This is a genomic window from Leclercia sp. AS011 (assembly GCF_037152535.1).
In the GTDB taxonomy this organism is placed as follows: Bacteria; Pseudomonadota; Gammaproteobacteria; order Enterobacterales; family Enterobacteriaceae; genus Enterobacter.
This window is the reverse complement of sequence record NZ_JBBCMA010000007.1, coordinates 67,921-80,390: the sequence shown is the minus strand read 5'-3', so window position 1 is coordinate 80,390 and position 12,470 is coordinate 67,921. Positions and strand designations below refer to the sequence as shown.

15 protein-coding genes are annotated in these 12,470 nt (G+C 59.8%); 12 read left to right on the top strand and 3 right to left on the bottom strand.

Annotated elements, in window-relative coordinates; translation table 11 throughout:
- Nucleotide 1: 1 nt before the first annotated feature.
- Together WFO70_RS20125 and tusA are read right to left on the bottom strand one after the other, a co-directional pair.
- Nucleotides 2-973, bottom strand: a complete 972-nt coding sequence (locus WFO70_RS20125; RefSeq protein WP_337018749.1) for a TRAP transporter substrate-binding protein — start codon at nt 971-973, stop codon at nt 2-4.
- 236 nt (nt 974-1,209) lie between these two features.
- Complete coding sequence (gene tusA, locus WFO70_RS20120; protein WP_337018747.1) at nt 1,210-1,452, bottom strand: sulfurtransferase TusA; 243 nt, start codon at nt 1,450-1,452, stop codon at nt 1,210-1,212.
- Between the two features lie 168 nt (nt 1,453-1,620).
- Between tusA and WFO70_RS20115 the strand changes: the two genes are divergently transcribed.
- Together WFO70_RS20115 and WFO70_RS20110 are read left to right on the top strand one after the other, a co-directional pair.
- On the top strand, nt 1,621-2,286 hold the full coding sequence (locus tag WFO70_RS20115; protein WP_337018745.1) for a 7-cyano-7-deazaguanine/7-aminomethyl-7-deazaguanine transporter: 666 nt from the start codon (nt 1,621-1,623) through the stop codon (nt 2,284-2,286).
- A gap of 72 nt (nt 2,287-2,358) precedes the next feature.
- Nucleotides 2,359-2,916, top strand: coding sequence for a DcrB family lipoprotein (locus WFO70_RS20110; RefSeq protein ID WP_337018743.1), 558 nt, complete (start codon nt 2,359-2,361; stop codon nt 2,914-2,916).
- A 4-nt stretch (nt 2,917-2,920) separates the two neighbouring features.
- On the opposite strand, the gene WFO70_RS20105 is transcribed toward WFO70_RS20110, so the two are convergent.
- Nucleotides 2,921-4,126, bottom strand: coding sequence for an MFS transporter (locus WFO70_RS20105; protein WP_337018741.1), 1,206 nt, complete (start codon nt 4,124-4,126; stop codon nt 2,921-2,923).
- Nucleotides 4,127-4,268: 142 nt separating this feature from the next.
- Between WFO70_RS20105 and WFO70_RS20100 the strand changes: the two genes are divergently transcribed.
- Genes WFO70_RS20100 through WFO70_RS20055 form a run of 10 tightly spaced genes read left to right on the top strand, consistent with a single transcriptional unit; the run spans nt 4,269 to nt 12,469 of the window.
- Nucleotides 4,269-5,342 carry an AI-2E family transporter gene (locus WFO70_RS20100; RefSeq protein ID WP_337018739.1) on the top strand — a complete coding sequence of 358 codons (1,074 nt, stop codon included), beginning with the start codon at nt 4,269-4,271 and terminating at the stop codon, nt 5,340-5,342.
- A gap of 3 nt (nt 5,343-5,345) precedes the next feature.
- Nucleotides 5,346-6,419, top strand: a complete 1,074-nt coding sequence (locus WFO70_RS20095; RefSeq protein ID WP_337018737.1) for a class I SAM-dependent methyltransferase — start codon at nt 5,346-5,348, stop codon at nt 6,417-6,419.
- A gap of 47 nt (nt 6,420-6,466) precedes the next feature.
- Nucleotides 6,467-7,189 carry a beta-ketoacyl synthase chain length factor gene (locus WFO70_RS20090; protein WP_337018734.1) on the top strand — a complete coding sequence of 241 codons (723 nt, stop codon included), beginning with the start codon at nt 6,467-6,469 and terminating at the stop codon, nt 7,187-7,189.
- Nucleotides 7,186-8,001, top strand: a complete 816-nt coding sequence (locus tag WFO70_RS20085; RefSeq protein WP_337018732.1) for a lysophospholipid acyltransferase family protein — start codon at nt 7,186-7,188, stop codon at nt 7,999-8,001. The genes WFO70_RS20090 and WFO70_RS20085 overlap by 4 nt, the downstream gene beginning before the upstream one ends.
- Nucleotides 7,982-8,239: a phosphopantetheine-binding protein gene (locus WFO70_RS20080; RefSeq protein WP_337018730.1), complete on the top strand. Its 258-nt coding sequence runs from the start codon at nt 7,982-7,984 to the stop codon at nt 8,237-8,239. Before WFO70_RS20085 ends, WFO70_RS20080 begins: the two co-directional genes overlap by 20 nt.
- A gap of 13 nt (nt 8,240-8,252) precedes the next feature.
- Complete coding sequence (locus WFO70_RS20075; protein WP_337018728.1) at nt 8,253-8,507, top strand: acyl carrier protein; 255 nt, start codon at nt 8,253-8,255, stop codon at nt 8,505-8,507.
- Nucleotides 8,508-8,514: 7 nt separating this feature from the next.
- Nucleotides 8,515-9,093, top strand: a complete 579-nt coding sequence (locus WFO70_RS20070) for a hypothetical protein (RefSeq protein ID WP_337018727.1) — start codon at nt 8,515-8,517, stop codon at nt 9,091-9,093.
- Nucleotides 9,086-10,447, top strand: a complete 1,362-nt coding sequence (locus tag WFO70_RS20065) for an AMP-dependent synthetase (protein WP_337018725.1) — start codon at nt 9,086-9,088, stop codon at nt 10,445-10,447. Before WFO70_RS20070 ends, WFO70_RS20065 begins: the two co-directional genes overlap by 8 nt.
- Complete coding sequence (locus WFO70_RS20060) at nt 10,434-10,787, top strand: ApeI family dehydratase (RefSeq protein WP_337018723.1); 354 nt, start codon at nt 10,434-10,436, stop codon at nt 10,785-10,787. Before WFO70_RS20065 ends, WFO70_RS20060 begins: the two co-directional genes overlap by 14 nt.
- A complete protein-coding gene (locus WFO70_RS20055) occupies nt 10,778-12,469 on the top strand; it encodes a glycosyltransferase family 2 protein (RefSeq protein ID WP_337018721.1) in 1,692 nt (563 codons plus the stop codon). The genes WFO70_RS20060 and WFO70_RS20055 overlap by 10 nt, the downstream gene beginning before the upstream one ends.
- The last annotated feature ends 1 nt before the right edge of the window (nt 12,470 follow it).

Here is a 12,470-nt window from a genome sequence, read left to right as displayed (position 1 = left end):
GTTACTGAACGTCAGCGATCGCTTTCATCAGATCCTGATGCTTATCGCCATACTGGGCGCGCACCGGCTCCGTCGCTTTGATAAACACCGACTTGTCGATGTCATGGAACTGCACGCCGCCGGCCTTCATTTTTTCCAGCGCCTGGGTGTTGTAGGCCTGCCAGAGTTTGCGCTGCTCCATCTGTGCTTCGCGGGCGAGGGTCTTAATCTTTTCCTGCTCGTCGGCGCTCAGTTTGTCCCACTTCACTTTGGAGTAGAGCAGCATTTCCGGGGTGATAAAGTGGCCGCTGAGGGTGTAGTTTTTCGCCACCGGCATGTAGTTATGGGCAACGAAGGTCGGCGGGTTGTTTTCCGCTCCGTCAATCACCCCGGTCTGCATGCCGCTGTAGACTTCGCTGACCCCCATCGCCACCGAGTTGGCCCCCATGTCTTTCAGGGTGGCCAGCGCCACCGGGCTGCCCTGAACACGGATCTTCATCCCTTTCAGATCCTCCGGTTTCACTACCGGATTCTTGGTGATCAGGTTACGCGTGCCGGAGTCCATCCAGCCGAGGAACACCAGGCGGGATTTCGGGTTGGCAGTCAGCTTCTCACCGATCTGCTTGCCGATATCGCCGTCGATCACTTTGTGCATATGGTCTTCGTCGCGGAAGACGTAGGGCAGCGTAAAGACTTCGATATCCGGCAGGATCGCGGCCACCGGGGCCATAGAGACGCGGATGATATCGATGGCACCCAGCTGGGCCTGCTCAATCATCTGCTTTTCATCCCCCAGCACGCCGCCGGGGAAGACTTTCATCTCCAGCTTGCCGTCGGTTTGTTGTTTGAGTTTTTCACCCATGTGCTGCACCGCTACCACGTTCGGGTAGCCTTCAGGATGCACGTCGGCAGCTTTGATGGTTTGAGCAGAAACTGAGGCAGCGACAGCAGACAGACACAGAGCGGCCAGCAACGGCTTGAGGGTCGTTTTCATCGAGTCAACTCCAGGGTAGTGAGGGTAGGTATCGAAACGTCGTTTTAGTTATACGTTTAATAACTAGACTACGGCCTGGAAAGCGAGGGTGAAGCACTTCACAAAAAGCGCCAAAAAATGAAATGGTGGTTTATTTTGGTGATGAAGGTCAAACGAAATGGCAATCGTAAGCCCGTACAAGCGCAGCGCCGCCGGGCATGCCGGGTGGCGGCTACGCCTGACCCGGCCTACAAAAACTACCCTTTACGTAACAGGTAACGGTAAGGCAGGGCATCAGTCTCCTGCGCCAGCAGCTCATGTTCCATAAAGGTACAGAAGCCCGGAATATCGCGGGTGGTGGCCGGATCGTCGGCGATAATTAACAGCGTTTCGCCGGATTGCATCATGCGCACGGTTTTGCGCACCATCATGACGGGCTCCGGGCAGCGCAGGCCCTGGGCGTCAAGAGTATGGTCTGGGCTGGAAAACAGATCGGTCATCGTCGTCTCATTCAGATAAAAAACGGCAGTAGTTTACGCCGCAGGCCGGGCAAAGCAAACCAGGTTAACGATTGCGTGAAAATTAGCCATTGCAAAGCCGAATGAAAGCAGTATGATGCGGCGGTTTTTATTGGGTTCCCTCACCCCAACACTCAAAAAGGTCACAATATGACGCAGTTCTCTCAATCGCAGCGCGTAAAAGCGTTGTTCTGGCTTTCACTTTTTCATCTGCTGGTGATCACCTCCAGTAACTACCTGGTGCAGCTCCCGATCTCTGTTTTTGGTTTTCATACCACCTGGGGCGCGTTCAGTTTCCCGTTTATCTTCCTGGCGACCGATCTCACCGTCCGTATCTTTGGCGCCCCGCTGGCCCGACGCATTATCTTTGCCGTCATGCTTCCGGCGCTGTTTGTCTCGTACGGGATTTCGTCCCTGTTCTATATGGGCAGCTGGCAGGGCTTTGAGGCGCTGACCCACTTCAACCTGTTCGTCGCCCGTATCGCCGCGGCCAGCTTTATGGCCTATGCGCTGGGGCAGATCCTCGACGTGCACGTGTTTAACCGCCTGCGGCAGAACCATCGCTGGTGGATGGCCCCAACCGCCTCCACGCTGTTTGGTAACGTCAGCGATACCCTCGCCTTTTTCTTCATCGCCTTCTGGCGCAGCCCGGATGCGTTCATGGCGCAGCACTGGATGGAAATTGCGCTCGTGGACTACGCCTTTAAGGTGCTTATCAGCCTGGTCTTCTTCCTGCCGATGTACGGCGTGCTGCTGAATATGTTGCTGAAAAGATTCGCGGATAAATCTGAAATCCCGGGATTGCAGGCTGGTTAAGGGTTCCCCTGAACAGTTGTGATAAGATGGATTGATGCGCCGTTATGGCCGTTTATCGAAAGGAAGAATGTAATGCGCAATCTGGTTAAATATGTCGGGATTGGCCTGCTGGTGATGGGGCTGGCAGCCTGTGATAACAGCGACACCAAAACGCCTGCTCAGGCTGCGTCTGCTGAAAGCAACGCCACGGGTCAACCGGTCAGCCTGATGGATGGCAAACTCAGCTTCTCTCTGCCTGCGGATATGACCGATCAGAGCGGCAAACTGGGTACCCAGGCCAACAACATGCACGTCTATTCCGATGCCACCGGGCAAAAAGCGGTGATTGTGATCGTCGGTGATGACACCAATGAAGACCTGGGCGTGCTGGCGAAACGTCTCGAAGATCAGCAGCGCAGCCGCGACCCGCAGCTGCAGGTAGTGACCAACAAAGCCATCGAGCTGAAAGGCCACAAGCTGCAACAGCTGGACAGCATTATCTCTGCCAAAGGCCAGACCGCTTACTCTTCCGTGGTGCTGGGTAAAGTGGACAACAAACTGCTGACCCTGCAGATCACGCTGCCTGCTGACGATCAGCAGAAAGCGCAAACTGCCGCAGAGAACATCATCAATACCCTCGTGATTCAGTAAGCCATCACGACGAAGGGGCCTCCACTGGAGGCCCTTTTTTTAGCCGCCACGTCAGCAGTAACGCCACCGCCACCAGCCCCGCCGCCGCCAGATAGATAACCGGCACCCCGGCCCACGCCATCACCAGCCCGGCCAGCGGCCCGGTGATCCCGAGCGACATATCCATAAATACCGTGTAGGTCGCCAGCGCCGCGCCCTGGTTCTGCTGCGGCACCGCTTTGACTGCCACCACCCCCAGCGCCGGGAACACCAGCGAGAAGCCCGCCCCCGCAAGGAAAACCCCGATCCGCGCCATCCAGGGCGCATCGGCGATGCCGGTCAGCAGCAGGCCGATAATCTCCACGCTGAAGCAGATGATGGCCATGTTCAGCCCGCCCAGCCGGTTGATGCCGTTCGGGAACAGCAGCCGCGTGCCGACAAAAGCACAGCTGAACAGGGTCAACGCAAAGGCCGCCCCGTCCCAGCCTTTATCGGCGTAAAACAGGGTAATGAAGGTGGCGATCACCCCAAAGCCCGCCGAGCCGAGGGCCAGCGCCATGCCGTAGGGCCAGACGCGCCCCAGCACCGCGCGAAACGGCATCGGCTTGCCTTTGCTGGCTTTGACTTTCGGTCGCGGCAGGGCAAACAGGATCGCCAGCAGCGCTACCACCATAATGGTGAGCGCCAGCCCGTTCAGGCCAGCGTAGCGATAGCAGAGCACCCCAAGCGGGGCCCCCATCGCCATCGCGCCGTAGGTGACAATCCCGTTCCAGGAGATCACCCGCCCGATATGCGACGCCCCCACCACCCCGACGCCCCACAGCGTGGAGCCGGTTCCGGCGAGGCTCTGCCCGACCCCGAGGATCACCCGCCCCAGACAGAGCAGTACCAGACTCACCATCGGCCAGGCGCTGGTTAACCCGGCGAGGAAATAGCTCACCCCGCTCAGGAAGCAGCCGCAGAGCCCCAGCACCACAATGCTTTTCGGGCCAAACAGGTCGGCATAGCGCCCGGCATAGGGGCGGCTCAGCAGGGTGGCGAAGTATTGCAGGCTGATCACCAGACCGGCCCAGAAGGCACTAAACCCCATGATGTCATGGACATAGCCCGGCAGGACGGCCAGCGGCAGGCCGATGGTCAGGTAGCTGGCAAAGTTGAAAATAACGACGGAAACAATACGCAGGTTGAGGCGTAATCCACTCAGTGCCGGTTCGGCGGCGGGTTCGGGCATCAGGTTCACCAGAATTTTTACAACAGTGTTTCACTATTACCATGACAGGGGCCGAAATGCAGCAGCGACTTTAAGATTAACGGCCTCCGCCGAAGCGCTGCGCGCGCACTACACTTATGAGCATCTTATAAGAGGAAACACTATGTTAACCACGCCACCCGGTAAGCCGGGTCTTACACAGCCTGATAAATCCGGTCTTCACATTCTGCTCAAACTGGCCTGCCTGGTGGTGATCCTCGCCGGTATCCACGCCGCCGCGGATATTCTCGTCCAGCTGCTGCTGGCGCTCTTTTTCGCCATCGTGCTTAACCCCCTCGTCACCTGGTTTTTGCGTCGCGGGTTCAGCCGCCCGCTGGCCATCACCATTGTGGTGGTGGTGATGCTGATCGGCCTGACGGCGCTGTTTGGGGTGCTGGCGGCCTCGCTCAATGAATTTGCCGCCCTGCTGCCGAAATACAACAAAGAGCTGACGCGCAAACTCGTCGATCTGCAGCAGATGTTCCCGTTCCTCAACCTGCATATCTCCCCGGAGCGAATGCTGAAGCGGATGGACTCGGAAAAGGTGATGACCTTTGCCACCGCGCTGATGACCCAGCTTTCCGGGGCGATGGCCAGCGTCCTGCTGCTGGTGATGACCGTGGTCTTTATGCTGTTTGAAGTGCGCCACGTGCCCTACAAAATGCGTTTTGCCCTCAATAATCCGCAGATCCACATCGCCGGTCTGCACCGGGCACTGAAGGGTGTTTCCCACTATCTGGCGCTGAAAACATTGTTAAGCCTGTGGACCGGGGCGATTGTCTGGCTGGGGCTGACGCTGCTGGGGGTGCAGTTCGCCCTGATGTGGGGCGTGCTGGCCTTCCTGCTCAACTACGTACCCAATATTGGCGCGGTGATCTCCGCCGTCCCGCCGATGATCCAGGCGTTTCTGTTTAATGGCCTCTATGAGTGCGCCATGGTCGGGGCGCTGTTCCTGATCGTCCATATGGTGCTGGGCAATATCGTTGAGCCCCGAATGATGGGCCACCGGCTGGGGATGTCCACCATGGTGGTGTTCCTGTCGTTACTGATCTGGGGCTGGCTGCTCGGCCCGGTGGGGATGTTGTTGTCCGTTCCGCTGACCAGCGTCTGTAAGATCTGGATGGAGACCACCCAGGGGGGTAGCAAGCTGGCGATCCTGCTCGGCCCGGGCCGTCCGAAAAGCCGCTTACCGGGATAACGCATGTACGAAAAGGACAACCTCAGCGCGCTTGAGGCCATCACCGAAGCGCAACGTATCGCCTTTGCCCCGATGCTGTTTCAGACCGCGCTCTGTCTGCGTAACACCGGGGTGCTCGCCTGGCTGGACACACAGGGGCCGCGCGGCGCGACGCATGACGAGATCGTGGCTAACAGCACCCTCAGTGACTATGGTGCAGGCGTGTTGCTGGATATGGGCTTAAGCGGGCGGATAGTGACCCACAGCGAGGGGCGCTATTATCTGGCCAAAATTGGTCATTATCTGCTGCATGACACCATGACCCGCATCAACATGGATTTCACCCAGGATGTTTGCTACCAGGGACTGTTTCATCTTGCCGATGCCCTGAAAGCGGAAAAACCGGCCGGACTCGCCGTCTTTGGCGAGTGGCCGACCATTTATCCGGCGCTCTCCGCCCTCCCCGAACAGGCGCAGCGGAGCTGGTTTGCTTTCGATCACTTCTATTCCGATGGCGCATTTGAGGCCGCGCTACCCCTTATATTCGCAAGCAGGCCGACAAAATTGTACGATGTCGGCGGAAATACGGGTAAATGGGCGCTACGCTGCTGTCGTTACGATGAAAATGTCACCGTGACGCTGCTCGATCTGCCGCAGCAAATTGCACTGGCCCGGGAAAATATCGCAAAAGCAGGATTATCTCATCGTATTGAGCTCTACCCTGTCGATATGCTTAGCGACGCTGCCCTGCCGGATGACGCTGATATCTGGTGGATGAGCCAGTTTCTGGACTGCTTCTCTCCCGATCAGATTGTTGCCCTGCTGAGCAACGTGGCGAAGGTAATGAAGCCAGGTGCCCGCTTGTGCATCCTGGAGCCGTTCTGGGATGCGCAAAAATTCGAAGCGGCCTCCTTCAGCCTGAACGCCACCTCGCTCTATTTCACCTGTATGGCGAACGGCAACAGCCGTTTTTACAGCGTAGAGAAATTTTACCTCTATCTGGAGAAAGCAGGCTTCCGGGTAGAACAACGGCAGGACAATCTCGGGGTCGGCCACACCTTATTGATTTGTCAGAAAATAAACAATAACGCGACCTGATCTCCGGCTGCGTTACTGGATAACGGGTTTATCGCGGACGCGCGCAGATGAAATTTGCACTTAACATTCTCGACTGGCAAGCCAGAGCGCCAGGCCTTAGTGATGCCAGCCACTGGCAGGCATGGTCACAGGGTTTGCATGCCATCGATCCTGCTGCGCCGCAGGCAACCCTGTCCGATCTGCCGATGATGACCGCCCGCCGCCTCAGTTCCGGCAGTAAGCTGGCGGTCGATTGCGGTCTGGCGATGGTGCGAAAACATGCCATCGATGCCGTGGTCTATACCAGCCGTCATGGCGAGCTGGAGCGTAACTATCGTCTCCTGCATGCGCTGGCGACCGGGCAGGATGTTTCCCCTACCGATTTCGCCATGTCGGTCCATAACTCTGCGGTGGGCAATCTGACGATTGCCGCGCGTCAGCCCATTGTCTCGTCATCGCTCTCTGCCGGGATGGATACCTTCCAGCAGGGTTTGTGCGAGGTGCTGACCCTGCTGCATGCCGGTTATAAACGGGTGTTGATGGTCGATTTCGACGGCACCCTGCCGGATTTTTATCGCGCCGCACTTCCGGCCCGGATGCCGACCTGGCCCTATGCCCTGGCGCTGGTCATTGAAGCCGGTGACGTCCTGCACTGCGAAACCCGCTCCGCCCGTTGCATCGAAGAACTCCCCCTGCCCCAGAGCCTGCTGTTCCTGCGCCACTACCTGCGTGACGAACGGCAGTTTGACGTACCCGGCGAGCGCCTGCTGTGGCAGTGGACGCGGGCATGATACGTATCCGGGCGGCCCTCAGCCGCGGCTGGCGGCTGGTGATGACCGGCTTATGCTTCGTGCTGTTTGGCGCGGGCGGCCTGCTGCTGTCGCTGGTGTGGTTCAACCTGTTGAACCTGGTTCAGCGCGATCGCGCCCGTCGTCGTCGCCTCGCCAGACGCAGTATTGCCGCCAGCTTCCGGGCTTTTTTAACCGTCGCCCGCGCCCTCGGCGTGCTGGATTACCGCTTTGACAACCTTGACCTGCTGCGCCAGGAGCGCGGCTGTCTGGTGGTGGCGAACCATCCGACGCTGATCGACTACGTGCTTATCGCCTCGGTGATGCCGGAAACCGACTGCCTGGTGAAAGGCGCCCTGCTGCGTAATCCCTTTCTCAGCGGAGCGATCCGCGCGGCGGATTACCTGATCAACAGCGAAGCCGACACCCTGTTAAGCGCCTGCCAGCAGCGGCTGGCCCAGGGCGACACCCTGCTGATCTTCCCGGAAGGCACGCGCACCCAGGCGGGAAAAGCCATCAGGCTGCAACGCGGTGCGGCCAATATTGCCGTGCGTTGCGCCAGCGATCTGCGGGTGGTGCTCATCCACTGCAGCGAGCATCTGCTTGATAAACACAGCCGGTGGTATGACATACCGCCAGAAAAACCCTTTTTCACGGTCGATGTCCGTGAGCGGGTCAATATTCATGATTTTTACGATGCAGCCGTCCACGAGCCCGCTCTGGCGGCAAGGCAACTTAACCGGCACCTGCAGCATCGCTTAACAGCCGGTCTTCAATCTTTGTCAGGAATTAATGATGCAAGCGCTCTACCTTGAAATTAAAAATCTTATTATTACTACCCTTAATCTGGACGAATTGACCGCAGAGGATATCGATACGGATGCCGCCCTGTTTGGCGATGGGTTGGGCCTTGACTCGATCGATGCCCTTGAGCTTGGACTGGCGATAAAAAACCGGTACGGCGTGGTGTTATCTGCCGAAAGCGAAGAGATGCGTCAGCATTTTTACTCCGTTGCCACCCTGGCCTCCTTCATCACCGCCCAACGCGCCTGAGATTGAATTAACCATGACTACAGAACACAAATCCGTTTATCAGGAAGTCACCTCTCTCCTGACCACCCTGTTTGAGGTTGCCCCGGACGCCATCACCCCCGAGGCGCGCCTGTATGAGGATCTGGAGCTGGACAGCATCGACGCCGTCGACATGGTTGTTCACCTGCAGAAGAGAACCGGTGCCCGCATCAAACCGGAAACCTTCAAGTCGGTACGTACCGTTCAGGACGTTGTGGATGCGGTAGAAAAACTTCTGCGCGAAGCCTGAGACCCCCATGCGTGGCGGACGATCCTTCCCGGCCATCCCCCTGTTGACGGGGCTGATGCTGGTCGCATGGCCGTTTCTGATTGGCTTCGGGTTGGCGCACCACAGCCTGCACTGGCTGCTGCCGCTGATGGCGATCCTGCTGCTGTTCCGTTTTCGCCAGGCGCGGCATCTCGCCGGACCGATGCGCTATGTGACGCAGAGCGTTGCCCTCGCGGGCATCGTCCTGTGCGCGGCAAGCGTTGTGCTGAAAGCGCATCACTGGCTGCTGTTCTATCCGGTGATCGTTAACCTGGCGATGCTGATCGTGTTTGGTGGTTCGCTGTGGACGGCGATGCCGCTGGTTGAACGGCTGGCGCGACTGCGGGAACCGAATTTACCCCCGTCCGGTGTGCGCTATACCCGCATCGTCACCCAAGTGTGGTGCGGCTTTTTCATCTTCAACGGGAGCGTGGCGCTGTTCACCGTACTGCGGGGTGACATGCAGCTCTGGACGCTGTGGAACGGCATGATCGCCTACATCCTGATGGGAACCTTAATGGCAGGCGAGTGGCTGGTACGGCAACGGATGATTAAAAAAGATGCATAAACCTCTGCCATTGAGCCAGTGGCTGAACGCCCCTCGCCCGGACGACACCCCTGTCGCCTGGTCAGGCGATGGCAGCTGGACGCTCGGGGAGTTACGCCACGACGTCAGCAGCCTGACCGCCAGCTTACAGCAGCAGGAAGGGGAGCGCTGGGCACTCTGCTTTGATGACAGCTATCTGTTTATCGTCGCCCTGCTGGCCACGCTGCATGCGGGCAAAACCCCGGTGCTGCCCGGGCACAGCCGCGAGTCGCAGCTGGAGGAGCAGCAAGAACTGTTCAGCGGGGTGTTGAGCGACAGGACGCTGAGCGTCCGTGGCCGCCTGAAGGTGGTCAGATCTGCCCAGCGCCGTGCCCCGACGTTCACGCCGCTGCCGGCGATTGATGATGCCCGCGTGGTGGAGCTGTTCACCTCCGGCTCGACCGGCGCGCCTGAGCGGATCGTCAAGACCCTCGCCCAGCTCGACCGGGAGGCCGGGCTGTTGGCTGCCCGCTTTGGCGAACGGCTGAACGGCTGTCATGTCGTCTCCTCGGTAGTACCGCAGCATCTGTACGGCCTGACGTTTCGCATTGTGTTGCCGATGTCGCTGGGGCTGCCGCTGCACGCAGAGAGGCTCGCCTACGCCGAGCAGCTGGCGGCGCTGGATCGCACGAAGCGTTACCTGTTTATCAGCAGCCCGGCGTTCCTCAAACGGCTTGATACGCAGCTCGCCCCGCCGCCGGTCGCCGTGCTGATTTCCGCGGGCGGCGTGCTGACGTGGGAGTCGGCCTGCGACACCCAGCGCTGGCTGGGGATCTGGCCGGATGAAATTTACGGCAGTAGCGAAACCGGCGTCCTCGGCTGGCGCTATCGTCAGGCCGATGCGCTCCCCTGGCAGCCCTTCCCCGGCGTGACCTTTAGCCGCGATAATGACGCCCTGCGCGTCACCTCGCCGCTGATCGTTGAGGCGGACGGCGTGCTGCTCGACGATATTCTGCACCTCGAGGATAACGGCCAGTTCAGCCTTCTTGGCCGTCGGGGTCGGGTGGTTAAAATTGAAGAGAAACGCATCTCCCTGACCGAGGTCGAACAGCGGCTGCTGGCGCTGGACGGCATCTGCGAAGCGGCGGCACTGGCGGTCAATCGCGGCGGACGGCAGGGCGTTGGCGTGCTGCTGGTGCTGAGCGACGCCGCGCGTCAGCAGTGGCAGCAGCGCGGCAGTAAAGCGCAGATCCTCGCCTGGCGACGCGCCCTGCGGCCTTGGCTCGAGCCGGTGGCGATCCCCCGTTACTGGCGCATTATTGATGAGATGCCGGTGAACAGTATGAACAAGCGTGTCTATGCGCAGTTACAGGAGTTATTTCATGAAAATCCATGAAATCGAGCGCCATCAGGCACATCCGCAGCACCTGGAGATTGTCCTGTATCTCGATCCGGCCCTGTTCTGGTTCCAGGGCCATTTTGCCGTACAGCCCCTGCTGCCGGGCGTCGCCCAGGTCGACTGGGTGATGCACTACGCCACCACGCTGCTGGCACCGGAGTACCGTTTTCACAGTATTCAGAACGTAAAATTCCAGGCGCCGCTGCTCCCTGGCGCTACCGTGACGCTGGTCCTCGACTGGAATGCGGAGCGCCAGATGCTCAGCTTTAACTATCAGCGCCACGACGGCGAACTGCGCCACACGGCCAGCAGCGGGAAGATTCGCTTATGTCGCTGACCTTCCGCCCCTGCATCCTGATCCCCTGCTACAACCACGGGGCGATGATGGCGAGCGTCCTGCGCCGCCTGGCGCCGTTTCACCTGCCGGTGATTGTGGTCGATGATGGCAGCGATGCCCACACCCGTCAGGCGCTGGACCGCCTGGCCGCTGACAATGCCCAGGTGACGCTGGTGCGGCTGACGCACAACGGCGGTAAAGGGGCGGCGGTGATCCGCGGGCTGAAAGTCTGTGCCGGAGCCGGTTTTACCCATGCGGTGCAGGTGGATGCCGACGGCCAGCATGCCATCGAGGATATCCCTCAGCTGCTGGCGCTGGCCAAACGCCACCCGCAGGCGCTGATCTCCGGCCAGCCGCAGTTTGATGATTCGATCCCCCGCTCGCGCCTGTATGGCCGCTGGATCACCCACGTCTGGGTGTGGATCGAAACCCTCTCATTGCAGCTCAAGGACAGCATGTGCGGCTTTCGCGTCTACCCGGTCGCGCCGACGCTACAGGTCATCAACAGCGTCCCCATCGGCAAGCGAATGGATTTTGATACCGAAGTGATGGTGCGCCTCTACTGGCAGGGCAATCCCAGCTATTTCCTGCCCACCCGGGTGACCTATCCCCAGGATGGCCTCTCCCATTTCGATGCCCTGCACGACAACCTGCGCATCTCCTGGATGCACACCCGGCTGTTCTTCGGCATGCTGCCGCGCATCCCTTCCCTGCTCTTTCGTCGCCGCAGCCCGCACTGGGCGCAGCAGCAGGAGGTGAAAGGTCTGTACGGTATGCGCCTGATGCTGCGGGTCTGGCAGCTGTTGGGCCGCAGGGCCTTTACCCTCCTGCTGTGGCCGGTGATTGCCGTCTACTGGCTGACGGCCCGTCCGGCACGTCAGGCATCGCAGCAGTGGCTTGCCCGGGTGCGCGAGACGCTGGCGCAGCGCCAGCAGCCGCAGCCCGCGCGCCTGAACAGCTTTTTCCACTTCCTGCGTTTTGGCAATGCGATGCTGGATAAGGTCGCCAGCTGGCGGGGCGAGCTGAAGCTGGGCCGGGACGTGGTGTTTGCCCCCGGCGCACGGGAGAAGCTCGATCTTCGCGTGCCCGAGGGCAAGCTGCTGCTGGCGTCCCATCTCGGCGATGTGGAGGCCTGCCGCGCGCTGGCGCAGCTTGAAGGCAGCAAGACCATCAATGCGCTGGTCTTCAGCGATAACGCCCAGCGATTCAAACAGATTATGCAGGAGATGGCCCCTCAGGCCGGGCTGAACCTGATCCCGGTGACCGATATTGGCCCCGAGACCGCCATCCTGCTGAAAGAGAAGATCGATCGCGGGGAATGGGTGGCGATCGTCGGGGATCGGATCGCCGTCGATCCACAGCGCGGCGGCAACTGGCGCGTGGTGTGGAGCCACTTTATGGGCCAGCCTGCCCCCTTCCCGGAGGGGCCTTTTATTCTCGCCTCGCTGATGCGCTGCCCGGTGATGCTGATTTTCGCCCTGCACCAGCAGCAGAAGCTGCATATTCACTGCGAAGACTTTGCCGATCCGCTGCTGTTACCGCGCAGCGAGCGCCAGCAGGCGTTACAGCAAACCGTCGACCGCTATGCCCAACGGCTGGAGCACTATGCGCTGCAGGCCCCGCTGGACTGGTTCAATTTTTTCGATTTCTGGCGTCTGCCGGATGCAAAAGAGAAGGAGTAAA